This window comes from Streptomyces sp. Rer75 (assembly GCF_013414305.1).
In the GTDB taxonomy this organism is placed as follows: Bacteria; Actinomycetota; Actinomycetes; order Streptomycetales; family Streptomycetaceae; genus Streptomyces; species Streptomyces himastatinicus.
Window position 1 is genome coordinate 7021936 of sequence record NZ_CP058693.1, and the last position, 26172, is coordinate 7048107.

Genomic DNA, 26172 nt, shown 5'->3' on the forward strand with positions numbered 1-26172 from the left:
GAAAAATGGCCGAGGCTCCCGAGTTCAGCGGCCGGGCGCTGGACGCCCTGCGGCAGCCGCTGGAATCGGGCCATGTGGTGGTCGCCCGCTCCGCGGGCATGATGCGCATGCCCGCGCGCTTCCTCCTCATGCTGGCCGCCAATCCCTGCCCGTGCGGGCGTCACGGGCTGATGGGGGACGGCTGCGAATGCTCGCCCTCGACGGTCCGCCGCTACCAGTCGCGGCTCTCCGGCCCGCTGCTGGACCGGGTCGACCTGCGGGTCCATGTCGAGGCGGTGAGCCGGGCCGAGCTGACCGGGGCGGGCGGCGCGGGGGAGAGCACCGCCTCGGTCGCGGCCCGCGTGCGCGAGGCGAGGGAGCGGGCCGCCGCGCGCCTCGCGGACACCCCTTGGCGGCTGAACAGCGAGGTGCCGGGCCATGAGCTGCGCACCCGCTGGCAGGCCTGCCCGGGGGCGCTCCGCGAGGCCGAGCGCGACATGGAGCGCGGGCTGCTCACCGCCCGCGGCCTGGACCGGGTGCTGCGGGTCGCCTGGACCGTCGCCGACCTCGCCGGGCACGACCGGCCGCTGGCGCCGGACGTCGCCCAGGCCCTCCAGCTGCGCACCGGAGTGGCCCGCGCGGTGCCGGTCGGCGCGGGGGAGTACTGATGGCCGCCTGCCCGGCGGGAGGCCCGGTCGCGGCGCCCGGGATGCCACCCGCCATGGATCCCGGGCCGGGCGTGGACGACGAGGAGCGGCTCGCCCGGGCGGCCCTCACCCGGCTCGTGGAGCCCGGCGACGAAGCGGTGGGGCGCTGGCTGCGCCGGCTGGGGCCGGTCGGGCTGCGGCGGGCGCTCACCGGGGAGGCCCAGCCGCCGCCCGGGGCGAGCCCGCGGCGGCTGGCCGGATGCGCGCTGCGGGCCGACGGGCTCGACCCCGCGGCCGACCTCGACCGGATCGCCGCCCGCGGCGGGCGGTTCGTCTGCCCCGGCGACATGGAGTGGCCCGGTCAGCTCGACGACCTCGGGGACGCTCGCCCGGTCGGGTTATGGGTGCGGGGCCCCGCGTCGCTGCGGATGTGGGCGCTGCGCTCGGTCGCGGTGGTGGGGGCCCGCGCGTGCAGCGACTACGGCGCGCATGTCGCGGCGACGATGGGCGCCGGGCTCACCGAGCGGGGCTGGGTGGTGGTCTCCGGCGCGGCCCAGGGCGTGGACGGCGCGGCGCACCGCGGGGCGCTCGCCGTGGGCGGGGCCACCGTCGCCGTGCTCGCCTCCGGGGTGGACACCCCCTATCCGCGGGGGCACACCGAGTTGATCGAGCGCATCGCGGAACAGGGGCTGGTGCTGGCCGAGTTGCCGCCCGGAGCGCATCCCACTCGCAGCCGCTTCGTGCTGCGCAACCGGGTCATCGCCGCCCTCACCCGCGGCACGGTCGTCATCGAGGCCGAGTACCGCAGCGGATCGCTGGTCACCGCGCGCCGGGCACAACAGCTCGGCCGGTCCACCATGGGAGTGCCCGGCCCGGTCACCAGCGGGCTTTCCGCGGGGGTCCACGAACTGCTGCGCGGCGAGGCCGTTCTGGTCACCGACGCCGCCGAAGTCGTCGAGCTGATCGGCGGCATCGGGGACCTCGCCCCTGTCCGGGAAGGGCCCCTCGTCGAGCGGGACCTGCTCGATCCCGTGACGGCACGGGTGCTGGAAGCGTTGTCGGCACAGGGCGGCAACGAGGGACGTGAGGTGGCCAGGGATTCCGGGACGAGCTGTGAAGAGGCCGTGAGTCGGCTCTACGAACTGCTCGCCCTGGGTTTCGTCGAACGCCATGGCGATCGCTGGCAGTTGGTGCCGCCCGTGCGCCGTAGTGACGGCGCACGGCGAGGCGATCCCCCATATCGGGGCAATCGGGTGAAAGGGTTGAGGCGATGACCGTATCCGCACACCGCCGAGCCGCTGCCCTTCGCATATCGCGACGCCGCAGTCACGCTACGCTCACAAGGTTTCCGGTGGAAGCGTACGTCCTCACCCATGTCATGGCAGAACGGCTCAAGGCGACGAATGCCCCAGCACATCTCCGGGTCTGACCGCGCGGCGCCGCCCGCTGCCCGCGGCGCGGTGCGCCCCGCGGCACCGTCCTCGCTCGACGAGCTGTGGCGGTCGTACAAAGCCACGGGCGACGGGCGGCTGCGGGAGCAGCTGATCCTGCACTACTCACCGCTGGTGAAATATGTGGCCGGGCGGGTCAGCGTCGGCCTGCCCTCCAACGTCGAGCAGGCCGACTTCGTCTCGTCCGGTGTCTTCGGACTCATCGACGCCATCGAGAAGTTCGACCCCGAGCGCGCCATCAAGTTCGAGACCTACGCCATCACCCGCATCCGCGGTGCGATGATCGACGAACTGAGGGCGCTGGACTGGATCCCGCGCTCGGTCCGCCAGAAGGCCAGGGCGGTCGAGCGGGCGTACGCCACGCTGGAGGCGGCGCTGCGCCGCACCCCCACCGAGGTCGAGGTCGCCGCCGAGATGGACATCAGCGTCGACGAACTGCACGGGGTCTTCAGTCAGTTGTCGCTGGCCAACGTGGTCGCCCTGGAGGAGCTGCTGCACGTCGGCGGCGAGGGCGGCGACCGGCTCAGCCTCATGGACACCCTGGAGGACACCGCCGCGGACAATCCGGTCGAGGTGGCCGAGGACCGGGAGCTGCGCCGACTGCTCGCCCGGGCCATCAACACCCTTCCGGAGCGCGAGAAGACCGTGGTCACGCTGTACTACTACGAGGGGCTCACGCTGGCCGAGATCGGCCAGGTCCTCGGGGTCACCGAGAGCCGGGTCAGCCAGATCCACACCAAGTCCGTGCTCCAGCTGCGTGCGAAACTCGCCGACGTCGGACGCTGAATCGTCCCGCCGGGTCCGCCGCTGCCGTGACGTCACCGTGACGTCTCCGTAGAGTGGTGACGTGCCCAGGATTCGAGCGGCCTCAGTGGCCGAGCACCGGACGATGCAGCGCGGCGCCCTGCTGGAGGCCGCCCGCTCCTTGCTGTCCGAGGGCGGTACGGAGGCGTTGACCTTCCCCGCACTCGCCGAGCGCACGGGCCTCGCCCGCTCGTCCGTCTATGAGTACTTCCGTTCCCGCGCGGCCGTGGTCGAGGAGTTGTGCGCCGTCGACTTCCCGGTCTGGGCCGCCGAGGTCGAGGCCGCCATGGAGGAGGCCGGGACGCCCGAGGCGAAGGTCGAGGCATATGTGCGCCGACAGCTCGCTCTCGTCGGCGACCGCCGCCACCGTGCCGTGGTGGCGATCTCGGCCGGTGAGCTGGACGCGGGTGCGCGCGAGAAGATCCGCGCCGCCCACGGTGGGCTGATCGGCATGGTGGTCGAGGCCCTCGGTGCGCTCGGCCATCAGCAGCCCCGGCTGGCCGCGGTGCTGCTCCAGGGCGTCGTGGACGCCGCGGTCCGCCGCATCGAGCTGGGAGCCGCCGAGGACCCCGAGCGCATCACGGAGGCGGCGGTCGCCATGGCCCTGGGCGGCGTACGGGGCTGACCTCCCGCGGCGTGCGGGGCCGGGTCCGTGGATTGCGCGGCCGCCGGTGAACGCCGGGGCTCCCGCGGGCCCGTGGTGGCGCCCGGTCGCTCCCGCCCGCTCCGGTCGGCGGCGTCTCCGGGCTCGGCCGGACGCCAGGCGGGCCCGGCCGCGCAGTCGGTGCCCGGCCCAGGCGGCCGCGGCGGCCAGCGCCAGGGCCGGTGCCAGGTCCGACGGCCCCGTGGGGGAAGCGGTGGCCCTCAGGCGCGGCCGCCCACCGGCGGCCTCCGGAGGTGATGACGCCGCGGACCCCTGCGCGGGCGGGATGCCGAAGACCGGCAGCAGCCGGGACGGCCCGCCCCGCAGCATCGACCGCGGCAGCAGCGACAGCGGATCCAGATAGCGGTCCCCGCGCCGCAGTCCCCAGTGCAGACAGCCGGCCGGGCAGTGGAACGGCCCCGCTTCCATCACCCCGACCACCTGCCCCGCCGTCACCCGCGCGCCCCTGGACACCGTGGCCCGCACCGGTTCGTAGGACGTCCGCAGCGGAGGGTCGCCGGTCCCGGACAGCTCGATGGTGAGCACCCCGCGCCCCGCGACCGGCCCCACGAAGCTCACCCGCCCCGCGGCCGCCGCCCGCACCGCCTGCCCCGCCCGCGCCGCCAGATCGACCCCGCGATGGCCCGCCGCCCACGGCACGGGCGGCGGCCGCCACGCCCTCAGCACCGAGGGGCGCAGCGCCCCCTCCGGCCCGGCCACCGGCCATGACCGGCCGTCGGAACCCGGGGCCGCCGCCGCGGCCGGGGCCCGGAGGGGAAACATCAGAACGCACAGGGCAAGAGCCCACACCGCACCAAGCCGTCGCATGTCACCCACGGTGACGCCAATCGCCGCATCCGGTGGATCATGGACGCGAACTGGGGACTACCCACGGGTTGTGGATATCGCCGTCACCCGGCACCGCACGGGTCCCGTACACTTCTTATGGCGATCCGGGTCACCGGATTGACTTCGCACGCCCCGCCGCCCGCGCCCCGAGCACGTATCGGCAGCACGGCGGCCGCGCCCCTCGGTCCTCGGACGAGCCCCCTACCAGGGCCCTCGTTCGTGGCAGGCGCGCCGGGGCGTCAGGAGCGGCGGCCGCCCGGCCGCCGTGGAACCGAGTACCTCAAGGAGTACGGCCATGGCCGTCGTCACGATGCGGGAGCTGCTGGAGAGCGGCGTCCACTTCGGGCACCAGACCCGCCGCTGGAACCCGAAGATGAAGCGCTTCATCTTCACCGAGCGCAACGGCATCTACATCATCGACCTGCTCCAGTCGCTGTCGTACATCGACCGCGCCTACGAGTTCGTCAAGGAGACCGTCGCCCACGGCGGCTCCATCATGTTCGTCGGCACGAAGAAGCAGGCGCAGGAGGCGATCGCCGAGCAGGCGACCCGCGTCGGCATGCCGTACGTCAACCAGCGCTGGCTGGGTGGCATGCTGACCAACTTCTCGACTGTCTACAAGCGCCTCCAGCGCCTGAAGGAGCTCGAGCAGATCGACTTCGAGGATGTGGCCGCCTCCGGCCTCACCAAGAAGGAGCTCCTGGTCCTCTCCCGCGAGAAGGCCAAGCTGGAGAAGACCCTCGGCGGTATCCGCGAGATGCAGAAGGTGCCGAGCGCCGTCTGGATCGTGGACACCAAGAAGGAGCACATCGCCGTCGGTGAGGCGCGCAAGCTCCGCATCCCGGTGGTCGCGATCCTCGACACCAACTGCGACCCCGACGAGGTCGACTACAAGATCCCGGGCAACGACGACGCGATCCGCTCCGTCACGCTGCTCACCCGCGTGATCGCCGACGCCGTCGCCGAGGGCCTCATCGCCCGCTCCGGCGTCGCCACCGGCGACGAGAAGGCCGACAAGGGTGCGGGCGAGCCGCTGGCCGAGTGGGAGCGCGACCTGCTCGAGGGTGAGAAGAAGGCCGACGAGCCCGAGGCCAAGCCGGCCGAGGCCGCCGCCGAGAAGCCGGCCGAGGAGGCCAAGCCCGCCGAGGCCCCGGCCGAGGACGCGAAGCCCGCCGAGGCCCCGGCAGCGGACGCCGAGCAGGCCTGACCACTCAGACGGTGTACGACGGCGGGGGACGGTGCGACGGCACCGCCCCCGTCGTTCACCCGTAGAGCTTTCGACTTTCGAGAAGAGATTCACAGATCATGGCGAACTTCACCGCCGCTGACGTCAAGAAGCTCCGTGAGCTCACCGGCGCCGGCATGATGGACTGCAAGAAGGCGCTGGACGAGGCCGAGGGCAGCGTCGACAAGGCCGTCGAGATTCTTCGCGTCAAGGGCCAGAAGGGCGTGGCCAAGCGCGAGAGCCGCAGCGCCGAGAACGGTGCCGTCGTCTCCCTGATCGCCGACGACAACACCTCCGGCGTGCTGGTCGAGCTGAAGTGCGAGACCGACTTCGTGGCCAAGGGCGACAAGTTCGTGGCCGTCGCCGACGCCATCGCCGCCCACGTCGCCAAGACCGTCCCGGCCGACCTGGAGGCCCTGCTCGCCTCCGAGATCGAGGCCGGCAAGACCGTCCAGGCGTTCGTGGACGAGGCCAACGCGACCCTCGGTGAGAAGATCGTCCTCGACCGTTTCGCGCAGTTCTCCGGCGGCTACGTCGCCGCGTACATGCACCGCACCAGCCCGGACCTGCCGCCGCAGGTCGGCGTGCTGGTCGAGCTGGACAAGGAGAACGCCGAGGTCGCCAAGGACGTCGCGCAGCACGTCGCCGCCTTCGCGCCGAAGTTCCTGAGCCGTGACGAGATCCCGGCCGAGACCGTCGAGAACGAGCGTCGCGTCGCCGAGGCCACCGCCCGCGAGGAGGGCAAGCCCGAGGCCGCCCTGCCGAAGATCATCGAGGGTCGCGTCACCGGCTTCTTCAAGGAGAACGTCCTGGTGGACCAGGCGTTCGCCAAGGACAACAAGAAGTCCGTCCAGAAGGTCCTGGACGAGGCCGGCGTCTCCCTGACCCGCTTCGCCCGTTTCCGCGTCGGCGTCTGAGCCGAGCAGCGAAACACCGGCGACACCGATAGGGTCGTAGGCAGCCAACCGTCAACCGGTCGGCCGCAGATGTGACGAGGAGGCCATTGCCGCAGAGGTCGTACCAGGACCCGTCCGGCAGTGGCCTTCTTCGTATGTGCACGAGGAGATCTCCAATGAATCACGGCGCGGACGCCAAACAGGCCGCCGACAAGAACGCGGACGGCCCAGCCCGACACGGCCGTTTCCTGCTGAAGCTGTCCGGCGAGGCGTTCGCCGGCGGCGGGGGACTCGGGGTCGACCCCGATGTCGTGCACGCCATCGCCCGCGAGGTCGCCGCCGTGGTGCGCGACGGCGCCGAGATCGCCATCGTGATCGGCGGCGGCAACTTCTTCCGCGGGGCCGAGCTTCAGCAGCGCGGCATGGACCGGGCGCGCTCGGACTACATGGGCATGCTCGGCACCGTCATGAACTGTCTCGCCCTCCAGGACTTCCTGGAGAAGGAGGGCATCGACTCCCGCGTCCAGACCGCCATCACCATGGGCCAGGTCGCGGAGCCGTACATCCCGCTGCGCGCGGTGCGCCACCTGGAGAAGGGGCGCGTGGTGATCTTCGGTGCGGGCATGGGCATGCCGTACTTCTCGACGGACACCACCGCCGCCCAGCGCGCCCTGGAGATCGACGCCGAGGCGCTGCTCATGGGCAAGAACGGGGTGGACGGGGTCTATGACTCCGACCCCAAGCGGAACCCGGACGCGGTCAAGTTCGATGCGCTGGAGTACGGCGAGGTGATCACCCGGGACCTCAAGGTCGCCGATGCCACCGCGATCACCCTCTGCCGGGACAACAAGCTGCCGATCCTGGTTTTCGAGCTCACCGCCGAAGGAAATATCGCGCGCGCGGTCAAGGGTGAGAAGATCGGCACGCTCGTGAGCGACCAGGACTCACGGGCCTGACGGCTCGTTCGGGGGATGGACAACGGCCTGCCGGTCGGACACCGTGCAGGAGAAGACGCACGCAGGGGCGAGGCTCTGCTTACGGATAACACCAGGAGCAAGTGGTGATCGAAGAAATCCTCCTCGAGGCCGAGGAGAAGATGGAGAAGGCCGTTGTGGTCGCCAAGGAGGACTTCGCCGCGATCCGCACCGGGCGTGCGCACCCGGCGATGTTCAACAAGATCGTGGCGGACTACTACGGTGCGCTGACGCCGATCAACCAGCTCGCGTCGTTCTCGGTGCCCGAGCCGCGCATGGCTGTGATCACCCCGTTCGACAAGAGCGCGCTGCGCAACATCGAGCAGGCGATCCGCGACTCGGACCTGGGCGTCAACCCCAGCAATGACGGCAACATCATCCGAGTGGTGTTCCCCGAGCTCACCGAGCAGCGCCGCAAGGAGTTCATCAAGGTCGCCAAGGGCAAGGGCGAGGACGCGAAGATCTCGATCCGCAGCATCCGGCGCAAGGCCAAGGAGTCGATCGACAAGCTGATCAAGGACGGCGAGGTCGGCGAGGACGAGGGCCGGCGCGCGGAGAAGGAGCTCGACGACCTCACCGCGAAGTACGTCGCGCAGGTGGATGAGCTGCTCAAGCACAAGGAAGCCGAGCTGCTCGAGGTCTGATGAACGACTCTTCCTGGGGGGCCCCACCACGCGCCGGACTCTGGGGACCGACTGATCAGGGCACCTCCCCCGGCTACGGCTGGGAGGTGCCCCCTTCTTCGGCGGGTCCCGCGCACGAGGTGGCCGAAGCGGCGCAGACTCGCCCCATGCCCACCGTGCCGCACGCAGGCGGCGAACCCGGCGACGCCGCCGGTCGCGACCGGGGGGCCGCCCGGCCGGGCGGCCCCTTGTTCCGCGATGAGCGGGAGCAGCGGCCCGGACCGGCGCAGCCCCCCGGGCAGCCGCCGACGCCCCCCGGCCCCGGCCCCGAGTCCGCCGGCAGCGCGCCCGGCAACGGCGGCGGTCAGGGCACGAAGAAGAAGAGCGCGGGCCGCGATCTGCGGGCCGCGATAGGGGTGGGCGTCGGGCTGGGCGTGATCATCGTCGCCTCGCTCTTCATCTACAAGCCGGTGTTCATCGGCGTGATAGCGGTCGCCGTGGTCGTCGGGCTGTGGGAGCTGACCTCCCGGCTGGCCGAGCGGAAGGACATCCGGGTCCCCCTGGTGCCGCTCGCCGTCGGCGGCGTCGCCATGGTCGTCGCGGGCTATGTGCGCGGGGCGCAGGGCGCGTGGGTGGCGGTGTCGCTCACGGCGCTCGCCGTGCTCGTGTGGCGGATGACCGAGCCGCCCGACAACTACCTCAGGGATGTCACGGCGGGCGTCTTCGCCGCCTTCTACGTGCCGTTCCTCGCCACCTTCGTGGCGCTCATACTGGCCGCCGAGGACGGCCCGTGGCGGGTGCTGACCTTCCTGCTGCTGACCGTGGTGAGCGACACCGGTGCGTACGCGGTGGGCTGGCGTTTCGGCAAGCATCCGCTCGCGCCCCGCATCAGCCCCGGCAAGACCCGCGAGGGGCTGCTGGGCGCGGTGGCGTTCGCGATGGTCGTCGGTGCGCTGTGCATGCAGTACCTCATCGAGGACGGCGTGTGGTGGCAGGGGCTGCTGCTCGGCCTCGCCGTCGCGGTCAGCGCGACCCTGGGGGACCTCGGCGAGTCCATGATCAAGCGTGACCTCGGCATCAAGGACATGGGCAAGCTGCTGCCCGGCCACGGCGGGATCATGGACCGGCTCGACTCGCTCCTGCCCACCGCGCCCGTGGTGTGGCTGCTGCTGGTGATCTTCGTGGGCGGCAGCTGAGCCGCGCCCGGCATCGCGCTCCTCAGGCCCCGCGCCGCCCGTGGCGCGGGGCCTTCCGCATGTCTGCGACACTGGTACGGCCATGCCTAAGCCCGGAGAACTCACTTTCGCCGTGCCGCGTGGGGCCAAGAAGCCCCCGCGGCACCTCGCCGACCTCACGCCCGCCGAGCGCCGCGAGGCCGTCGCCGCCCTCGGGGAGAAGCCCTTCCGGGCCGCTCAGGTGTCGCGCCACTACTTCGCCCGCTACACCGACGACCCCGCCCAGTGGACCGACGTGCCGGCCGCCGCGCGCGAGAAGCTCGCGGCCGGGCTGCTGCCGGACCTGATGAGCGTGGTGCGGCACATCAGCTGCGACAACGACACCACCCGCAAGACCCTGTGGCGGCTCTTCGACGGCACGCTCGTCGAGTCCGTGCTGATGCGCTACCCGGACCGGGTCACCATGTGCATCAGCTCCCAGGCGGGCTGCGGCATGAACTGCCCGTTCTGCGCCACCGGCCAGGCGGGTCTGGACCGCAACCTGTCCACCGCCGAGATCGTGCACCAGATCGTCGACGGCATGCGGGCGCTGCGGGACGGCGAGATCCCCGGGGGCCCGGCCCGGCTGTCCAACATCGTCTTCATGGGCATGGGCGAGCCGCTGGCCAACTACAACCGGGTCATCGGCGCCATCCGTCGGCTCACCGACCCCGAGCCCGACGGGCTGGGTCTTTCGCAGCGCGGAATCACGGTTTCGACCGTCGGACTGGTCCCGGCGATGCTGCGGTTCGCCGACGAGGGCTTCAAGTGCCGCCTCGCGGTCTCCCTGCACGCGCCCGACGACGAGCTGCGCGACACCCTCGTCCCGGTCAACACCCGCTGGAAGGTGCGCGAGGTCCTGGACGCGGCGTGGGAGTACGCGGAGAAGTCCGGCCGCCGGATCTCCATCGAGTACGCCCTGATCAAGGACATCAACGACCAGGCGTGGCGCGCCGACCTGCTCGGTCGGCTGCTCAAGGGCCACCGGGTGCACGTCAACCTCATCCCGCTCAACCCGACGCCCGGCTCCAAGTGGACGGCGTCCCGGCCCGAGGACGAGAAGGCGTTCGTCGCGGCCCTGGAGGCGCACGGGGTGCCGGTGACCGTCCGGGACACCCGGGGGCAGGAGATCGACGGGGCGTGCGGCCAGCTGGCGGCCACGGAGCGCTGACCACCGGCTGATACGGTGCCTTCGCACAAGCGCCGTACAACCGTCGTATCGCGGCGGACAAATGAACATTCCGACAGGGGAGCGCGACAGCGCTGAGAGTGCGGCACGGCCGCAGACCCTCCAACCTGATCCGGGTCATACCGGCGTAGGGAGTCAGCCTCACCATGAACAGCCATCTTCGGCGTGCCGTCACCGCCGCCCTCGTCGGATCCCTCGGCACCGGCGTCCTCACCGGCTGCGGTGGGGACGCGGCGGACGGCAAGGACTCCAAGACGGTCACCCTGGTCTCGCACGACTCGTTCGCGGCGTCCAAGGCGGTCCTCAAGGAGTTCACCCGCAAGACCGGCTACAAGGTGCGGGTGCAGGCCGGTGGTGACGCGGGGGCCGCCGTCAACCAGGCGATCCTGTCCAAGGGCCACCCGCAGGGCGATGTGTTCTTCGGCGTCGACAACACCCTCCTCTCCCGCGCGCTCGACAATGACCTGTTCACGCCGTACGAGGCGAAGGGCCTGGACAAGGTCCCCGCGGCCTTCCAGCTCGACCGGGCGAAGCACCGCGTCACGCCAGTCGACTACGGCGACATCTGCGTCAACTACGACCGCGCGTACTTCGAGCGCAAGAAGCTCGCGCCGCCGAAGACATTCGCCGACCTGACCAAGCCCGCGTACAAGAATCTGCTGGTCACCGAGAACGCCGCCACCTCGTCCCCCGGCCTCGCCTTCCTCCTCGGCACCGCCGCCCGCTACGGCGACCACGGCTGGCGCGACTACTGGAAGAAGCTGCGGGCCAACGGCGTCGAGGTGGTCGACGGCTGGGAGCAGGCGTACTACGACCGCTTCTCCGGCTCGGCGGGCGGCGCCAAGGGCGACAAGCCGCTCGTCGTCTCGTACGCCTCCAGCCCGCCCGCCGAGGTGGCGGACGCGAAGTCGAAGCCCGCCAAGGCCCCGACGGGGGTGGCGGACGGCACCTGCTTCCGGCAGACGGAGTTCGCCGGGCTGCTGAAGGGCGCCGGCAACACCAAGGGGGGCAAGGCGCTGCTGGACTTCCTGCTGACCAAGCGCTTCCAGGAGGACGTACCGCTCAACATGTACGTCAATCCGGTGCGCGAGGGCGCCGAGCTGCCGGAGGTCTTCACCCGGTACGGGACCAAGGTCGCCGATCCGGCCACCCTGCCCCCGCGGAAGATAGCCAAGAACCGTGAGCCCTGGGTCAAGGCATGGTCCTCGCTCGTTCTGTAGAGCCTCGCGAGAACCATGAGAAGGGTGAGGCCGATCGCCGCGGGCGGCTGCGCGGCACCGCCCTGCGGCTCGCGCTCATGGCCGTGCCGCTCGCCTTCTTCGGCGTCTTCTTCGCGTATCCGGTGGTCGCGATCGTCACCCGCGGGCTGCGCGTCGGCGGCCGGTGGCAGCTCGAGCGGATACCCGAGGTGCTGGGCGACCCGTCCGTCCTGCACACCCTGTGGTTCACCGGCTGGCAGGCGGCCGCCTCGACCGGGCTGACGCTGGCGGTCGCGTTGCCCGGCGCGTATGTCTTCGCCCGCTTCGACTTCCCCGGCAAGGGGCTGCTGCGCGCCGTGGTGACCGTGCCGTTCGTGCTGCCGACCGTCGTCGCCGGATCGGCGTTCCTGGGGCTGCTCGGGCGCGGCGGGCTGCTGGACGAGCTGTGGGGGATACGGCTCGACACCAGCGTCTGGGCGATCCTGCTGGCCCACGTCTGCTTCAACTACGCGGTGGTCGTCCGCACCGTCGGCGGGCTGTGGGCGCAGCTCGACCCGCGCCAGGAGGAGGCCGCCCGGGTGCTCGGCGCGAGCCGCCTCGCGGCCTGGCGCCGGGTCACCCTGCCCGCGCTGGGGCCCGCCGTGGCCGCCGCCGCGCTGATGGTCTTCCTGTTCACGTTCACCTCCTTCGGCGTGATCCAGATCCTCGGCGGTCCGCGCTACGCCACCCTGGAGGTGGCCATCTACCGGCAGACCGCGCAGCTGCTCGACCTGCCGACGGCCGCGGTGCTGACGCTCGTGCAGTTCGCGGCGGTCGCGGCCGTCCTCGTCCTGCACGCCTGGACCGTACGCCGCCGGGAGGGCGCCCTGCGGCTCGTCGACGCCTCCCGGACCGCGCGCCGCCCGCAAGGCCCGGCGCAGTGGGGGCTGCTCGCGGGGGTGCTGGCCGTCGTCGCGCTGCTGATCGTGCTGCCGCTCGCGGTGCTGGTGGAACGCTCGCTCCACGGGCCGGACGGCTACGGGTTCACGTACTACCGGGCGCTACAGTCCGCCGCCGACAGCGGCGGCACCTTCTTCGTGGCCCCCGTGGACGCCATCGGGAACTCCCTCCAGTACGCGGCCGTCGCCACCGTCTTCGCCCTCCTCGTCGGCGGCCTCGCCGCCGCCGCGCTCACCCGCAAGGCCGGGCGCCTCGTCCGCGGCTTCGACGCGCTGCTGATGCTGCCGCTGGGCACCTCCGCCGTCACCGTCGGCTTCGGCTTCCTCATCGCGCTCGACGAACCCCCGCTGGACCTGCGCTCCTCCTGGGTCATCGTCCCGCTCGCCCAGGCTCTGGTGGGCGTGCCCTTCGTCGTCCGCACCCTGCTGCCCGTCCTGCGGGCCGTGGACCACCGGCTGCGGGAGGCCGCCGCCGTGCTCGGCGCGTCCCCGCTGCGCGCCTGGCGCGAGGTGGACCTGCCGCTGGTGGGGCGGGCGCTGGCGGTCGCGGCGGGTTTCGCGTTCGCCGTGTCGCTCGGCGAGTTCGGCGCCACGGTGTTCATCGCCCGCCCCGACCTCCCCACCCTCCCGGTGGCCGTCGCGCGCTTCCTGGGCCGCGCGGGACAGCTCAACTACGGGCAGGCGATGGCCCTGAGCACGATTCTGATGCTGGTGTGCGCCTGCTCCCTGCTGGTCCTGGAGCGCATCCGCACCGACCGCTTCGGGGAGTTCTGACATGGGGGGAGCCTGATGACGCTGCTGCGACTGGACGAGGTGACGGTCCGGTACGGCCGCAACGACGCGCTCGACGCCGTCGACCTGGACGTCGCCGAGCACGAGACCGTCTGTGTGCTGGGCCCCAGCGGCAGCGGCAAGTCCACGATGCTGCGCGTGGTGGCAGGACTCCAGCGCGCCGCCTCCGGCCGGGTCTGGCTCGCGGGCCGCGACCAGAGCGGCGTACCCACCCACCGGCGCGGGGTGGGGCTGATGTTCCAGGACCATCAGCTCTTCCCGCAGCGCGACGTGGGCGGCAACGTCGCCTTCGGGCTGCGGATGCGGGGAGCCGGGCGCGCGGAGGCGGACCGCCGGGTCGCCGAGCTGCTGGACCTGGTCGGACTGCCCGGCGCGCAGCGGCGCCCCGTCGACTCGCTGTCCGGCGGTGAGCAGCAGCGCGTCGCGCTCGCCCGCGCGCTGGCGCCCCGGCCGCGGCTGCTGATGCTGGACGAGCCGCTGGGCCAGCTCGACCGCGGGCTGCGGGAACGGCTGGTCATGGAGTTGCGCGAGCTGTTCGCCCGGCTGGGCACCACGGTCCTCGCCGTCACCCACGACCAGGGCGAGGCGTTCGCGCTCGCCGACCGGGTCGTGGTCATGGAGGACGGCAGGATCGCGCAGTCCGGCACCCCGCTGGAGGTGTGGCAGCAGCCCGCGAACGAGTTCGTCGCCCGCTTCCTCGGCTTCGACAACGTGGTCGAGGCGATCGTGCACGGCGAGATCGCGGACACCTGCTGGGGCAAGCTGCCGGTGCCGCCCGGCTCCCGGCCGGGCCCGGGACGGCTGCTGGTCCGCCCGGCCGGGGTGCGGCTCACGGCCCCCGCGGACGGGCTGCCCTGCACGGTCGCCGCACGCACCTTCCGCGGCGACCATGTGGCGGTCGTCCTCCAGCCGGAGCACGGGCCCCGCCTGGAGGCGTCCTGCGCGCTGCGGGACGCCCCGGAGGCGGGGGACCGGGTCGGGGCGATCTTCGACTCCGCGGATGTGGTGGTGCTCGACGCGTCGTAGGGTGCGCGGTTCGGCGTAGGGAAGTTCAGCCCGTCGGGGGCGTAGGGAAGTTCAGCCCGTCGGGCGGGTGCTCAGCCCGTCAGGGAGGCGAGCGCGTCCGGGGCCTCGTCCACCGAGTCCACCAGCGCGATGCGGGCCTTCATCGATCGCCCCTCCGCGAGCGCTTCGAGCAGCGGCCAGGCCGGCAGGCGGCGCGTCCAGTGGTCGCGGTCCACCAGCACCATCGGGGTCGGCTCGCCGCGCGACTCGTAGTAGTTCGGCGTGGCGTTGTCGAAGATCTCCTGGAGGGTTCCGGCGGCGCCGGGCAGGAAGACGACGCCCGCGTTCGAGCGGGCCAGCAGCCCGTCCTCACGGGTCGCGTTGGCGAAGTACTTGCCGATGTGCGAGGCGAAGGCGTTCGGCGGCTCGTGCCCGTAGAACCAGGTCGGTATCCCGACCGACGCACCGCCGTCCGGCCACCGCTCCCGCACCGCGAACGCGGCCCCGGCCCAGGCGCCCACAGACGGGCGGAACGAGGGCTGCCCGGCGAGGAGTTCCAGGGCCTCCTTCAGCGCCGCGTCCGGAAGCGGTGCCGTGTACGCGCCCAGGTTGGCGGCCTCCATCGCGCCCGGGCCGCCGCCCGTCGCGACCGTCAGCCCGGACCGCGCCAGCGCCTGCCCGAGCCGGGCGGCGCCCGCGTACCCCTCGGAGCCGCGCTCCAGGGCGTGGCCGCCCATCACGCCCACCACCCGGGCGCCGGTGAGCAGTTCGTCCAGCGCGTCGGAGACGGCGTCGTCGTGGATCGAGCGCAGCATCGAGGAGAAGATGTCGCCGTCCGCCTTGGTCCGCTGGAACCAGGCGTAGGCGCGCGCGTCCGGCGTGCCCGCGTACCCGTCCACCCCGTCGTCCAGTCCCTCGAACAGCTCGGCCGCGGTGTAGAGGGTGCCGCGGTACGGGTCGAACGGCAGGTCCGGCACGGGCGGGAAGACCAGCGCCCCCTGCGCCCGCACCCGCGCCGCGGCCTCCGGTTCCATCGGACAGCCCAGGAAGACCGCCCGGTCGGCGTCGGTGGACAGCAGCGCGGACGTACGGGCCGTCAGATCGACGGACTGGACCCGGTATCCGGCCAGGCTGCCGCGGGCGACGACCTGGTCGAACTCCTCCAGGGACTCTATTTCGACGTCGGGCGCGGTGGTGGAAGCGTCATCGGTCTGCACGGCGTCATGCTAATCACACCGGGCGGCGGCGGGGGCAGGAGCGGTGGAGTCGGGAGCGGTGGAGTCAGGAGCGGGCGACGTCAGGACTGGGTGAACGGCATCGTCGTCAACTGGCCCACGCCCCACGCCACCGGCGCGAGCAGGAGCAGCAGCGCCGCACCGCGCAGCACGGCCGCGCCCCGCAGCAGACGGGCCGACGCACCGAGGCGCAGCAGCGCGGCCGTGGTGCGCCGGCGCGCGCTCCGTGCCTCCAGCGCCGCGTTGAGCACCGTGGTGAACGCGCACACCAGGACCAGAACCACGCCCAGTTCGGTGAGCGGACCGAAGGAGTCGGCGCCGGAGCGACCGTGGGCCGCCGCGTGCAGCCGCAGCGCCCCGTACAGCCCGGCGGCGACCGCGCACAGCACCCCCACCGGACGCCCGATCAGCCCCGCCTCCTGCTGGAGCATGCGCCCCGCCAGCAGCCGCAGCGGGCGCGGCCGCCCCATGGCCAGCAGCCGGCCACAGCCGTGTACGAGCCCGGGTCCGGCCAGGACCAGCCCGGCCACCGTCAGCACCCAGCCGCCCACCACCTCGGGCACGCTGCCGCCGAACCGCCCGGACAGCGACACCAGCGCGCCGGGGGACGGATGCGCCCCGCGCCCCGCGTACGCCTCCAGCGCGAGCCCCACGGCGAGCAGCGCGACACCCCACGGCAGGGCGGACGCCGCGCGGTGGGGCACCGGGGTGAGCGGGCCGGTCGCCACGGTGGGCACGGCCGACCGCGGTGCCCCGGCCCCCGGCCGTCGGGGCGTTCCCGCTCCCGGCGCCGACGGCCGGGGCCACAGCCCCGCCGCGGTCGCCGCGCCCGCCACCACCGGTACGACGGCCACCAGCGTGACCGCCCCCACCAGCGGCAGCGGCCGCTCCCCGCCGAGGGCGCGGCCCGCCGCGCCGCTGCCCGCCCACAGCAGCCAGGACCCGCCCACATCGCCCCGCAGATGGAGGAAGGCCAGCAGCGCCAGCGCGCTCCCGGCCGCGCACGCCGTCGTCGTCGCGACGCCCGCCAGCAGCGCCAGCCGGGCCGGTCCGAGCCCGGCCGCGGCGAACCCCGCCCCCGGGCGGGTGCTGGGGTCGGCCCGGGCGACGGACATGGCCAGCTGCACGGTCGCGGCCAGCGGGACGACGCACCACAGCAGCCGCGCGAGCGCCCCGTCGGGGTCGGCCGGGTGGTTCGCCGCGAACCCCAGGGCGGTCAGCAGCAGAAAGCTCGCGCCCGCCGCCGCGACGGCCACCAGCGACCGTCGCAGCAGGACCAGCGGATGGGAGCCGCGGGCTAGGCGGAGGCTGAGCACGCCGCGATGCCCTCCGCGTCGGGGGACGCCGCCGAGCCCACCAGGCGGCCGTCCAGCAGGGTCACGGTGCGGTCGGCGAGCGTGGCCACCTCCGGGTCCTGGGTGGCGAGGACGACGGTGATGCCGTGCGTCCGCGCCGCCGAGGTGAGCGTACGCAGCACCTGGGCGCGGTCGGTGCGGTGCAGCGGCGCGGTGGGCTCGTCCGCGAACAGCACACTGGGCGTCGGCGCCAGCGCCCGCGCGATCGCGACCCGCTGACGCTGCGACTGGAGCAGCGCGCGGGGGCGCACCCCCGCGCAGTCGGCGACGTCGAGCCGCTCCAGCCACTCGCACGCCGCGCTCCTCGCGGCGCGCCGCCCGGTGCCGCGCAGCATCAGCGGCAGCGCCGCGTTCTCCCACCCGGTCAGCTCCGGCACGAGCTGCGGTTCGGTGTCGATCCAGCCGAAGTGGTCGCACCACAGCCGCTCGCGGCTCAGGGGGGTGAGGGAGTGCACGGCGGTGTCGTTGAACCACACCTCTCCGTCGTCCGGGACGAACTGGCCCGACAGACACTTCAGGAGCGTGGTCTTCCCGCAGCCCCGGGGTCCGGTCACCGCCAGGATCTCGCCCTCGCGGGCGCCGACGGAGACACTGGCGAGGGCGGGCGAGCCGTCATGGGCGTACGACAGGGTGCGTGCCCGGAGCACGTCGTTGTCCGGCGGAGCCACCATCCAGAGCACCTCGCCTTACCTGCGATCGTCTCGTTCCCCCGACGGGGTGAACGAGGCCGGAGCCAATGGGTCACTAGGGGGTGTCTTGCCGATCATGCCGGGCTCCCGACGTCTGGCACGGCACCTCGGCGGCCCCGCGCTCGTCGCGCGCAGCGCCGCTGCGCTCTCCTCACGCGGGTTGCGATGTACCGCACCAGACGCCGCTCGCTGATCCGGCCTGATCGGCAAGACACCCCCTAGCACGGTAAGGACTCCCGCCGGGGCCCGCGCCTGAGGCTCGGCCGGGTGCGGGCCGGGTTCCTCCGATCAGCCCTGGTGCGGTTCTCCGAGGTGGGTGGGCGCGAACATGCGCAGGCGGGCGGGGAGGACGACGACCGAGGGGCCCGGGGCGGCCAGCGCCGCCGCCAGGTCGGTGCGCAGCCGGTCGGGTGCCGTCCTTACGGCCGTCACTCCGAAGGACTCGGCCAGCGCGACGAAGTCCGGGCGGGCCAGTTCAGTGGCCGTCGCCTCGCCGAACGCGTCCGTCATGTACTCGCGCAGGATCCCGTAGCCGCCGTCGTCCACGATCAGCCAGGTCACCGGCAAGTCGTACTGGCGCGCGGTGGCGAGTTCGGCGATCGAGTACATGGCCCCGCCGTCGCCCGACACCGCCAGCACCGGCTGCGTACGGTCCGCGGCGGCGGCCCCCAGCGCGGCGGGAAGCCCGTAGCCGAGGCCGCCCGCGCCCTGGGCGGAGTGCATCGCGCCCGCGCGCGGGTCGAACGCGGACCAAGCCCAGTACGCGAGGATCGTCATGTCCCAGAAGCTGGGCGCGTCATCGGGCAGGGCCTCTCGTACGGCGCCCAGCACCTGCTGCTCCAGGTCCAGGTCCTGCGCCGCGATCCGCTGCCGGACGCGGGCCAGCAGGGTGGCCGCGGTCTCGGCGCCGGTCTTCTGCGGGCGGGGGGTGACCTCGCTCGTCAGGGCGGTCAGGGCGGGCTTGGCGTCGGCGTGGATGCCGAGGGCCGGGTGGTTGGACTCCAGCTTGCCGAGGTCGGCCTCGATCTGGATGACCTGACCGCGGGGCCGGAACGTGTGGTAGTTGGACGAGAGTTCGCCGAGCCCCGAGCCGACCACGAGCAGGACGTCCGCGTCCTCCAGCAGGTCGGTCGTGTGCCGGTCCTCCATCCAGGACCGGAGGGAGAGGGGATGGTCCCAGGGGAACGCGCCCTTCCCGCCGAACGTCGTGGCCACGGGGGCGTCCAGGCGCTCGGCCAGCGTGCGCAGTTCCTCGCACGCCCCCGCGCGGACGACCCCGCCCCCGGCGAGGATCACGGGGCGCTCCGCCGCGCTCAGGAGGTGTGCGGCCCGTTCCGTGAGTTCGGGGCGGGGCGGCAGCGGGCGCGGTGTGGCGGCCGCCGACAGCGAGGTGACGGGCGGTACGGAGGTGGGGGCCAGCAGGACGTCCTGCGGAATCTCCAGCCACACCGGGCCCGCCGGTGCCTCCAGGGCGGACGCCCAGGCGGCGGCGAGGGCGGACGGGATCTGCGAGGCCGAGCGGACCGTGTGGACGGACTTGACGATGTCGCGGAACGACGCCTTCTGGTCGGCCAGTTCATGCAGATATCCCTTACGGCCGCCGCCGAGCCCCGGGGTGGGCACCTGGCTGCCGATCCCCAGCACCGGCGCGGACGCCGCGGCCGACTCCTGGAGCGCCGCCAGCGTCATGAGCGCGCCGGGGCCGGTGGACACCAGCAGCGGGGCGACGGAGCCGGTGACGCGGGCGAAGGCATCGGCCGCGAACCCCGCGTTGTTCTCCACGCGCAGGCCCACGTAGTCGAGGCCGGAGCGGCGCAGGGCGTCGAAGGCGCCCAGCGCGTGCTGCCCGGGGAGCCCGAAGACGGTGGTCGCGCCGAGCGCGGTGAGGGATTCGACGACGAGATCGCCGCCGTGGCGCTCGCGCGGAGCGGTGCGCATGGGGTGCCCTTTCCTGGGGGTGATGTGGGGACTACGCGTTCGCCGGGGCGGGTTCGGGTTCGGGGGCCGGGTCGCCCGCCAGGCGGCGGTGCCAGGCGTTCAGGACCGCCGCGTCCGTCGGCTTCGTGGACAGGCTCACCGCCACGTACGCCACGAGCGAGGCCAGCAGGCCGATGTAGATGGGTTCGCTGGCGAGGACGCCCTTCCAGAGCATCAGCCCGATCACCGCCGTGCCGCCCACGGCCACCGACGCCAGCGCTCCCGCACCCGTGCCGCGCTTCCACAGGAGGCCGCCCAGGATCGGCACCAGGAGCCCGCCGACCAGCACGTTGTAGGCGACGGTCAGCGCCTCGACGACATTGTTCAGCGCGATGGAGATGCCGACCACCGTGACGCCCATGACGAGGATGAACAGGCGGTTGCCCGCGACCTCGTCGTGCGAGGCGTTGGCGGGGCGGCCCCGGAGGCGGGCCCAGATGTCGTTGTTCGCGACCGTGGCGCAGGCGATGAGGGCGCCGGAGGAGGTCGACATCACCGCGGACAGGGCTGCCGCCAGGACGAGACCCTTGACGCCGATGGGAAGGGCGTCCTTGACGATGGTCGCGAACGCGTCGTCGGGGGCGCCGAGGTCGGGGTAGAGGGTCTTCGCCGCCGTACCGATGACCGCTCCGGCGACCGCGTACGCCAGACAGTACGTACCCGCCGCGGTGCCGCCGACGCGGGCGACCTTGTCGTTGCGGGCGGTGAAGACGCGCTGCCAGATGTCCTGGCCGATGAGCATGCCGAAGGAGTAGATGAGCACGTAGGTGAAGACCGTCTGGGCGCCGATGCCCATGGGGGAGAAGTAGCTCGGCGGCAGTTCGGACTTCATCGCGGCGAAGCCGCCCGCCTTGACGACGGCGATCGGCAGCAGGAGGAGCAGGACGCCGACGGTCTTCACGACGAACTGCACCATGTCGGTGAGCGTGATCGACCACATGCCGCCGAGCGTGGAGTAGCAGATCACGATGGCCCCGCCGAGCACGATCGCCACGACGCGGTCGAGACCGAAGATCACGTCGAAGATGGTGGCGTACGCGATGGTCGAGGTGACCGCGAGCATCAGGGTGTACGCCCACATCACGATGCCCGAGATCAGCCCGGAGGACCCGCCGTAGCGCAGGTCCAGCATCTGGCTGACCGTGTAGACCTTGAGTCGGGCGATGCGCGCCGAGAAGAAGACGGACAGGGCGAGCAGGCCGAGGCCGATGGTGAGGACCATCCAGGCGCCCGAGAGCCCGTACTGGTAGCCGAGGCCGACGCCGCCGATGGTGGAGGCGCCGCCGAGCACGATCGCGGCCATCGTCCCGGAGTACATGGCGGGGCCCAGACGGCGGCCCGCGACCAGGAAGTCGCTGGTCGACGTGGTGCGGCGCATGCCCCACCAGCCGAGGGCGAGCATGCCCGCGAGATAGACGACGATCACCGTGTAGTCGACAGCGGTCATGGTGGGGCTCCTCACGGCGGGGACGGTGACCGAGACCCTAGGGTGTCGCCGAAGAGGCCGGGAAGTGTACGTTTCCTCCACTCACGGTTCCCGGGATGGAGGAAAAGGCCATGCCGCCGACAGTGCCCGTGCCCCTCGCCGTCCTGCTGGACCACCCCGGACTGGGGCTGCGGCAGGTCGCCGGGCCGCGCGGCGAGGCGCCGGTGTACCTGGTGCACACGAGCGAGATGGAAGATCCCGTCCCGTATCTGCTGGGTGGCGAACTGCTGCTCAGCGCCGGGGTGCACGGTCCCGAGGCGACGGACGCGTACTGGGACCGCTATGTGGCCCGCACGGTCGAGGCGGGCGCCACGGCGCTGGGGTTCGGCGTCGCGCCGGTGCACCAGGAGGTGCCGCGGGCGCTGATCGAGGCGTGCGACCGCCATGGGCTGCCGCTGGTGGAGGTGCCGCGGGAGACGACGTTCACGGCCGTCGCGAGCGCCGTGTGGGACGCGATGGCCGAGAGCCGCCACCAGGAGCTGCGGCGGATCACGGAGGTGCAGCAGTCCCTCGCGGCCGCCGCCGCGCGGCCCCATCCGGTACCGGCCGTGCTGCGGCTCCTGGCACGGCATCTGGGCGGGTGGGCGGTGCTGTACGGGCCGGACGGTGCGGAGCTGGCGGCGGCGGGACCGCGCCCGTCCCCGGAGGTGCGCGGGGCGCTCGGCTCACTGGCCGCCCGGCTGCGGGCGGGCCCGGCCTCGGCCGCGGGCACGGCGGACGGGGCCTCCCTGAGCGCGTACGGCCTGGGCGGGCCGGAACGGCCGCTCGCCCTGGCGGTCTGCGCGCCGCGGCGCGATGCGACGGAGAGCGCGGTCGTGGGCGTGGCCATGGTGCTGCTCGCCCTGCTGACGGGGCGGCGCACGGCCGACGCGGGCGCCGAACGCACCGCGCTGGTGCGGCTGATGCTGGGCGCCGAACCGGCCGATGTCGCCGGGCTGTTGAACGGCGCGGACGTGTGGACCGTGGTGCGCGGGCGGCGCCGCGGGCGCGGCGACGACGGGCTGCTGGCCGCGGCCGCGCTCGCCGCCGGGCTCGGTACGCAGCTGGTCGACCTGGCCGGGGACGAACTGTGCGCCCTGGTGCCCGGCGACGCGGAGGTACGGGCGCAGCCCGGCTGGACGCTGGGCGCCGGGGCGCCGGTGCCCGCCGACGGACTCGCGCACGGCGGCGCCGACGCGGCCCGCGCGCTGCGCCGGGCGGTCGCGGAGCGGCTGCCCGTGGTGCGGCACGCTCCGTCGCGCGGCGGGGTCGCCTCACTGGTCGACCCGGCCGAGGCCGAGACGCTGGGCCGCGCCCGGCTCGCACCGCTGGACGGTGCGCCCGCCCTGCGCGAGACGCTGCGGATGTGGCTGTCGCTGCACGGCAGTTGGGACCGTACGGCGGTGGCGCTGGACATCCACCGCAACACGGTCCGTCAACGCATCGCCCGCGCCGCGGCCCTGCTGGACGCGGACCTGGGCGACGCGGACGTGCGGATGGAGCTGTGGTTCGCCCTCAAGTGGGGCTGAACACCTCCCGGCGGGGTGGGGAAAGTCAGAGCTTCGTCCACGCCTCCGTGAGCACACCCCTCAGCACCTGCTCGATCTCGTCGAACAGCCCCTGGTCCGCGATCAGCGGCGGGGCCAGCTGGACGACCGGGTCGCCGCGGTCGTCGGCCCGGCAGTAGAGGCCGTTGTCGTACAGCGCCTTGGAGAGGAAGCCGTACAGGATGCGCTCGGTCTCGTCGGCGTCGAAGGACTCCTTCGTGGCCTTGTTCTTGACCAGCTCGATGCCGTAGAAGAAGCCGTTCCCCCGGACGTCACCGACGATCGGCAGGTCGTGCAGGCGCTCCAGGGTGGAGCGGAACGCCGCCTCGGTGTCCAGCACATGCTGGTTCAGCCCCTCGCGCTCGAAGATGTCGAGGTTGGCGAGGGCCACCGCCGCCGAGACCGGGTGGCCGCCGAAGGTGTAGCCGTGCAGGAAGGTGTTGCCGTCCCGGTAGAAGGGTTCGGCGAGCCGGTCGGAGACGAGGCACGCACCGATCGGGGAGTAGCCGGAGGTCATGCCCTTCGCGCAGGTGATCATGTCCGGGACGTAGCCGAACTTGTCGCACGCGAACATCGTGCCCAGCCGCCCGAACGCGCAGATGACCTCGTCGGAGACGAGCAGGACGTCGTACTGGTCGCAGATCTCGCGCACCCGCCGGAAGTACCCGGGCGGTGGCGGGAAGCAGCCGCCCGCGTTCTGCACGGGCTCCAGGAAGACCGCGGCGACGGTGTCCGGGCCCTCGAAGAGGATCTGCTGCTCGATCTGGTCGGCGCACCAGCGGCCGTACGCCTCGGGGTCGTCGCCGTGGATCGGCGCCCGGTAGATGTTGGTGTTGGGCACCTTGTGCGCGCCGGGGACCAGCGGCTCGAAGGGGGCCTTCAGCCCGGGCAGGCCGGTGATCGACAGGGCGCCCTGGGGGGTGCCGTGGTAGGCGACGGCCCGGGATATGACCTTGTGCTTGGTGGGCTTGCCGGTCAGCTTGAAGTACTGCTTGGCCAGCTTCCAGGCGGTCTCGACCGCCTCGCCGCCGCCGGTGGTGAAGAAGACCTTGTTGAGGTCGCCGGGCGCGTAACCGGCCAGTCGTTCGGCCAGTTCGACGGCCTTGGGGTGGGCGTAGCTCCACACCGGGAAGAAGGCCAGCTCCTGCGCCTGCTTGTACGCGGTCTCCGCGAGTTCGACGCGCCCGTGGCCGGCCTGCACCACGAACAGCCCGGCGAGGCCGTCGATGTAGCGCTTGCCCTTGTCGTCGTAGATGTACGTGCCCTCGCCGCGCACGATCGTCGGCACGGGGGCGTTCTCGTACGACGACATGCGGGTGAAGTGCATCCACAGGTGGTCGTACGCCGTCTTGGAGAGGTCCGCGCTCATGGCTATCTCGTTCCCCAGGTGTAGGTCTGCTTCCGGAGCTTGAGGTAGACGAAGCTCTCGGTGGAGCGCACGCCGGGCAGCGTCCGGATCCGCTTGTTGATCGTTTCAAGGAGATGGTCGTCGTCCTCGCAGACGACCTCGATGAGGAGATCGAAGGAGCCCGCGGTGACGACCACGTACTCGACCTCGTCCATGGCGGTCAGCGCGTCCGCGACCGGGTCGAGATCGCCGTCGACGTCGATCCCGACCATCGCCTGGCGCCGGAACCCCACGGTGAGGGGGTCGGTGACGGCGACGATCTGCATCACGCCCTGGTCGAGCAGCTTCTGTACGCGCTGCCGCACCGCCGCCTCGGACAGGCCCACGGCCTTGCCGATGGCGGCATAGGGTCGCCGGCCGTCCTCCTGGAGCTGCTCGATGATCGCCAGGGATACGGAGTCGATCGACGGCGTGCCGTTCTTGTCAGGTGTGGCCACGGCCCTCACTGTGCACGAGCCTCGACTGTCTGGCAACCCTCGATCGATGAATTCCGTTGTGTGGGTGAGAGAAAATCACTGATTCCGTTGTTCTGGTGTGGCGGGTATGTTGAAAGCGTCGTCCTCGCGATTAGGGTGGTGTCTCACCCATCGGACAGCAGACAGGAGGGGTGGCACGTGACCACCGAGCTGCGTCGTTTGCGCAACTACATCGACGGTGAGTTCCGGGACGCCGCGGACGGGCGCACCACGGAGGTGGTCAACCCGGCCACGGGCGAGGTGTACGCCACGGCGCCGCTGTCGGGAGCGGCGGACGTGGACGCGGCGATGAACGCGGCCGCGGCCGCGTTCCCCGCCTGGCGGGACCTGGTGCCCGGCGAGCGGCAGAAGGCCCTGCTGAAGATCGCCGACGCCTTCGAGGCGCGGGCGGAGGAGCTGATCGCGGTCGAGTCGGAGAACACCGGCAAGCCGATCGGGCTCACGCGGGACGAGGAAATGCCGCCGATGATCGACCAGATCCGGTTCTTCGCGGGCGCGGCGCGGATGCTGGAGGGCCGCTCGGCCGGTGAGTACATGGAGGGGCTGACCTCGATCATCCGCCGCGAGCCGATCGGGGTGTGCGCGCAGGTCGCGCCGTGGAACTACCCGATGATGATGGCCGTGTGGAAGTTCGCGCCGGCGCTGGCGGCGGGCAACACGGTCGTCATCAAGCCCTCCGACACCACCCCGGCCTCCACCGTGCTCTTCGCCGAGATCATCGGCGGAGTGCTGGCGGAACTGGGCCATCCACAGGGCGTGTTCAACGTCATCTGCGGCGACCGGGACACCGGGCGGCTGATGGTCGAGCACGACGTGCCCGCCATGGCGTCCATCACCGGCTCGGTGCGGGCCGGTATGCAGGTCGCGGAAAGCGCGTCGAAGGACCTGAAGCGGGTTCATCTGGAGCTGGGCGGCAAGGCGCCGGTCGTGGTCTTCGAGGACAGCGACATCGCCAAGGCCGTCGAGGACATCTCGGTCGCGGGCTTCTTCAACGCGGGCCAGGACTGTACGGCGGCCACCCGGGTGCTCGTCCACGAGTCGATCCACGACGACTTCGTGACCGCCCTGGCCAAGGCCGCCGCGGACACCAAGACCGGCGCCCCGGACGACGAGGACGTGCTGTTCGGCCCGCTCAACAACGCCAACCAGCTGGCCCAGGTCAGCGGCTTCATCGAGCGGCTGCCCGCGCACGCCAAGGTCGAGGCGGGCGGCCACCGGGTGGGCGAGAAGGGCTACTTCTACGCGCCCACCGTGGTCTCCGGGCTCAAGCAGGACGACGAGATCGTCCAGCACGAGGTCTTCGGCCCGGTCATCACCGTCCAGTCGTTCTCCGACGAGGCCCAGGCGGTCCAGTACGCCAACGGCGTGGAGTACGCGCTCGCCTCGTCGGTGTGGACCAAGGACCACGGCCGCGCCATGCGGATGTCCAAGGCCCTGGACTTCGGCTGCGTCTGGATCAACACCCATATCCCGCTGGTCGCCGAGATGCCGCACGGCGGATTCAAGAAGTCCGGTTACGGCAAGGACCTGTCGGCGTACGGCTTCGAGGACTACACCCGCATCAAGCACGTGATGACGTCGCTGGGCTGATC

General features: G+C 72.4%; 21 protein-coding genes, 2 pseudogenes and 1 riboswitch. Of the genes and pseudogenes, 15 read left to right on the forward strand and 8 right to left on the reverse strand.

The annotated features are described in order from the left end of the window. Positions 1 to 11: 11 nt before the first annotated feature. From HYQ63_RS30320 to HYQ63_RS30335, 4 genes and pseudogenes are all read left to right on the forward strand, one after another. A pseudogene (locus HYQ63_RS30320) lies at positions 12 to 647 on the forward strand (ATP-binding protein); the annotation flags it as partial. 53 nt (positions 648 to 700) lie between these two features. Next, positions 701 to 1900, forward strand: coding sequence for a DNA-processing protein DprA (gene dprA, locus HYQ63_RS30325; RefSeq protein WP_179940663.1), 1200 nt, complete (start codon positions 701 to 703; stop codon positions 1898 to 1900). Between the two features lie 129 nt (positions 1901 to 2029). Beyond that, positions 2030 to 2863, forward strand: coding sequence for an RNA polymerase sigma factor WhiG (gene whiG / locus HYQ63_RS30330; protein ID WP_009714726.1), 834 nt, complete (start codon positions 2030 to 2032; stop codon positions 2861 to 2863). A gap of 103 nt (positions 2864 to 2966) precedes the next feature. After that, positions 2967 to 3506 carry a TetR/AcrR family transcriptional regulator gene (locus tag HYQ63_RS30335; RefSeq protein WP_179940665.1) on the forward strand — a complete coding sequence of 180 codons (540 nt, stop codon included), beginning with the start codon at positions 2967 to 2969 and terminating at the stop codon, positions 3504 to 3506. Positions 3507 to 3887: 381 nt separating this feature from the next. Here the strand turns inward: HYQ63_RS30335 and HYQ63_RS30340 are convergent. Continuing rightward, positions 3888 to 4352, reverse strand: a pseudogene (locus tag HYQ63_RS30340) (peptidoglycan DD-metalloendopeptidase family protein); the annotation flags it as partial. A gap of 316 nt (positions 4353 to 4668) precedes the next feature. Here HYQ63_RS30340 and rpsB point away from each other — a divergent pair. From rpsB to HYQ63_RS30385, 9 genes are all read left to right on the forward strand, one after another. After that, the gene (gene rpsB / locus HYQ63_RS30345; protein WP_179937007.1) at positions 4669 to 5580 is read left to right on the forward strand and encodes a 30S ribosomal protein S2; all 912 of its coding nucleotides are present in this window, start codon (positions 4669 to 4671) and stop codon (positions 5578 to 5580) included. Positions 5581 to 5678: 98 nt separating this feature from the next. Further along, positions 5679 to 6515, forward strand: coding sequence for a translation elongation factor Ts (gene tsf / locus HYQ63_RS30350; protein ID WP_123105823.1), 837 nt, complete (start codon positions 5679 to 5681; stop codon positions 6513 to 6515). A gap of 155 nt (positions 6516 to 6670) precedes the next feature. Further along, positions 6671 to 7450, forward strand: a complete 780-nt coding sequence (pyrH, locus tag HYQ63_RS30355; RefSeq protein ID WP_123105825.1) for a UMP kinase — start codon at positions 6671 to 6673, stop codon at positions 7448 to 7450. Between the two features lie 104 nt (positions 7451 to 7554). After that, entirely contained in the window at positions 7555 to 8112 is a 558-nt protein-coding gene (gene frr / locus HYQ63_RS30360) for a ribosome recycling factor (protein WP_009714720.1), read from the forward strand. Then, on the forward strand, positions 8112 to 9287 hold the full coding sequence (locus tag HYQ63_RS30365) for a phosphatidate cytidylyltransferase (protein ID WP_179937008.1): 1176 nt from the start codon (positions 8112 to 8114) through the stop codon (positions 9285 to 9287). The genes frr and HYQ63_RS30365 overlap by 1 nt, the downstream gene beginning before the upstream one ends. A gap of 82 nt (positions 9288 to 9369) precedes the next feature. Continuing rightward, complete coding sequence (rlmN, locus tag HYQ63_RS30370) at positions 9370 to 10476, forward strand: 23S rRNA (adenine(2503)-C(2))-methyltransferase RlmN (RefSeq protein WP_179937009.1); 1107 nt, start codon at positions 9370 to 9372, stop codon at positions 10474 to 10476. Between the two features lie 65 nt (positions 10477 to 10541). After that, a riboswitch (TPP riboswitch) is annotated at positions 10542 to 10645 on the forward strand. After that, positions 10641 to 11714 carry a thiamine ABC transporter substrate binding subunit gene (locus HYQ63_RS30375; RefSeq protein WP_179937010.1) on the forward strand — a complete coding sequence of 358 codons (1074 nt, stop codon included), beginning with the start codon at positions 10641 to 10643 and terminating at the stop codon, positions 11712 to 11714. Its footprint overlaps the riboswitch before it by 5 nt. After that, positions 11693 to 13405 carry an iron ABC transporter permease gene (locus tag HYQ63_RS30380; protein ID WP_179937011.1) on the forward strand — a complete coding sequence of 571 codons (1713 nt, stop codon included), beginning with the start codon at positions 11693 to 11695 and terminating at the stop codon, positions 13403 to 13405. The genes HYQ63_RS30375 and HYQ63_RS30380 overlap by 22 nt, the downstream gene beginning before the upstream one ends. A 15-nt stretch (positions 13406 to 13420) precedes the next feature. Further along, positions 13421 to 14449, forward strand: coding sequence for an ABC transporter ATP-binding protein (locus HYQ63_RS30385; protein WP_179937012.1), 1029 nt, complete (start codon positions 13421 to 13423; stop codon positions 14447 to 14449). 71 nt (positions 14450 to 14520) lie between these two features. Here the strand turns inward: HYQ63_RS30385 and HYQ63_RS30390 are convergent, their stop codons facing one another. The 5 genes from HYQ63_RS30390 to HYQ63_RS30410 form a co-directional block, all read right to left on the reverse strand. Continuing rightward, positions 14521 to 15645 carry an LOG family protein gene (locus tag HYQ63_RS30390; RefSeq protein ID WP_179937013.1) on the reverse strand — a complete coding sequence of 375 codons (1125 nt, stop codon included), beginning with the start codon at positions 15643 to 15645 and terminating at the stop codon, positions 14521 to 14523. 80 nt (positions 15646 to 15725) lie between these two features. Further along, the gene (locus tag HYQ63_RS30395) at positions 15726 to 16979 is read right to left on the reverse strand and encodes a hypothetical protein (protein ID WP_179937014.1); all 1254 of its coding nucleotides are present in this window, start codon (positions 16977 to 16979) and stop codon (positions 15726 to 15728) included. After that, complete coding sequence (locus HYQ63_RS30400; RefSeq protein WP_179937015.1) at positions 16961 to 17689, reverse strand: ABC transporter ATP-binding protein; 729 nt, start codon at positions 17687 to 17689, stop codon at positions 16961 to 16963. Before HYQ63_RS30400 ends, HYQ63_RS30395 begins: the two co-directional genes overlap by 19 nt. 306 nt (positions 17690 to 17995) lie before the next feature. Next, complete coding sequence (locus HYQ63_RS30405; protein ID WP_179937016.1) at positions 17996 to 19645, reverse strand: thiamine pyrophosphate-binding protein; 1650 nt, start codon at positions 19643 to 19645, stop codon at positions 17996 to 17998. A 31-nt stretch (positions 19646 to 19676) separates the two neighbouring features. Beyond that, positions 19677 to 21131, reverse strand: a complete 1455-nt coding sequence (locus HYQ63_RS30410) for a sodium:solute symporter (protein WP_179937017.1) — start codon at positions 21129 to 21131, stop codon at positions 19677 to 19679. A gap of 110 nt (positions 21132 to 21241) precedes the next feature. On the opposite strand from HYQ63_RS30410, the gene HYQ63_RS30415 reads away from it, so the two are divergent. Next, complete coding sequence (locus HYQ63_RS30415) at positions 21242 to 22678, forward strand: PucR family transcriptional regulator ligand-binding domain-containing protein (protein WP_373689159.1); 1437 nt, start codon at positions 21242 to 21244, stop codon at positions 22676 to 22678. Positions 22679 to 22703: 25 nt separating this feature from the next. Here HYQ63_RS30415 and HYQ63_RS30420 read toward each other — a convergent pair whose 3' ends face one another. Beyond that, entirely contained in the window at positions 22704 to 24065 is a 1362-nt protein-coding gene (locus HYQ63_RS30420; protein WP_179937019.1) for an aspartate aminotransferase family protein, read from the reverse strand. Positions 24066 to 24067: 2 nt separating this feature from the next. After that, a complete protein-coding gene (locus HYQ63_RS30425; protein WP_123106308.1) occupies positions 24068 to 24541 on the reverse strand; it encodes an Lrp/AsnC family transcriptional regulator in 474 nt (157 codons plus the stop codon). A 177-nt stretch (positions 24542 to 24718) separates the two neighbouring features. Between HYQ63_RS30425 and HYQ63_RS30430 the strand changes: the two genes are divergently transcribed. Further along, positions 24719 to 26170 carry a gamma-aminobutyraldehyde dehydrogenase gene (locus HYQ63_RS30430; RefSeq protein WP_179937020.1) on the forward strand — a complete coding sequence of 484 codons (1452 nt, stop codon included), beginning with the start codon at positions 24719 to 24721 and terminating at the stop codon, positions 26168 to 26170. Positions 26171 to 26172: the final 2 nt, after the last annotated feature.

What these genes read in the sequence shown, in the direction of transcription:
- dprA (WP_179940663.1), top strand. Translation starts at nt 701, where the DNA reads ATGGATCCCGGGCCGGGCGTGGACGACGAGGAGCGGCTCGCCCGGGCG.
- whiG (WP_009714726.1), top strand. Translation starts at nt 2,030, where the DNA reads ATGCCCCAGCACATCTCCGGGTCTGACCGCGCGGCGCCGCCCGCTGCC.
- HYQ63_RS30335 (WP_179940665.1), top strand. Translation starts at nt 2,967, where the DNA reads ATGCAGCGCGGCGCCCTGCTGGAGGCCGCCCGCTCCTTGCTGTCCGAG.
- rpsB (WP_179937007.1), top strand. Translation starts at nt 4,669, where the DNA reads ATGGCCGTCGTCACGATGCGGGAGCTGCTGGAGAGCGGCGTCCACTTC.
- tsf (WP_123105823.1), top strand. Translation starts at nt 5,679, where the DNA reads ATGGCGAACTTCACCGCCGCTGACGTCAAGAAGCTCCGTGAGCTCACC.
- pyrH (WP_123105825.1), top strand. Translation starts at nt 6,671, where the DNA reads ATGAATCACGGCGCGGACGCCAAACAGGCCGCCGACAAGAACGCGGAC.
- HYQ63_RS30365 (WP_179937008.1), top strand. Translation starts at nt 8,112, where the DNA reads ATGAACGACTCTTCCTGGGGGGCCCCACCACGCGCCGGACTCTGGGGA.
- rlmN (WP_179937009.1), top strand. Translation starts at nt 9,370, where the DNA reads ATGCCTAAGCCCGGAGAACTCACTTTCGCCGTGCCGCGTGGGGCCAAG.
- HYQ63_RS30375 (WP_179937010.1), top strand. Translation starts at nt 10,641, where the DNA reads ATGAACAGCCATCTTCGGCGTGCCGTCACCGCCGCCCTCGTCGGATCC.
- HYQ63_RS30380 (WP_179937011.1), top strand. Translation starts at nt 11,693, where the DNA reads ATGGTCCTCGCTCGTTCTGTAGAGCCTCGCGAGAACCATGAGAAGGGT.
- HYQ63_RS30385 (WP_179937012.1), top strand. Translation starts at nt 13,421, where the DNA reads ATGACGCTGCTGCGACTGGACGAGGTGACGGTCCGGTACGGCCGCAAC.
- HYQ63_RS30400 (WP_179937015.1), bottom strand. Translation starts at nt 17,689, where the DNA reads ATGGTGGCTCCGCCGGACAACGACGTGCTCCGGGCACGCACCCTGTCG.
- HYQ63_RS30405 (WP_179937016.1), bottom strand. Translation starts at nt 19,645, where the DNA reads ATGCGCACCGCTCCGCGCGAGCGCCACGGCGGCGATCTCGTCGTCGAA.
- HYQ63_RS30410 (WP_179937017.1), bottom strand. Translation starts at nt 21,131, where the DNA reads ATGACCGCTGTCGACTACACGGTGATCGTCGTCTATCTCGCGGGCATG.
- HYQ63_RS30415 (WP_373689159.1), top strand. Translation starts at nt 21,242, where the DNA reads ATGCCGCCGACAGTGCCCGTGCCCCTCGCCGTCCTGCTGGACCACCCC.
- HYQ63_RS30420 (WP_179937019.1), bottom strand. Translation starts at nt 24,065, where the DNA reads ATGAGCGCGGACCTCTCCAAGACGGCGTACGACCACCTGTGGATGCAC.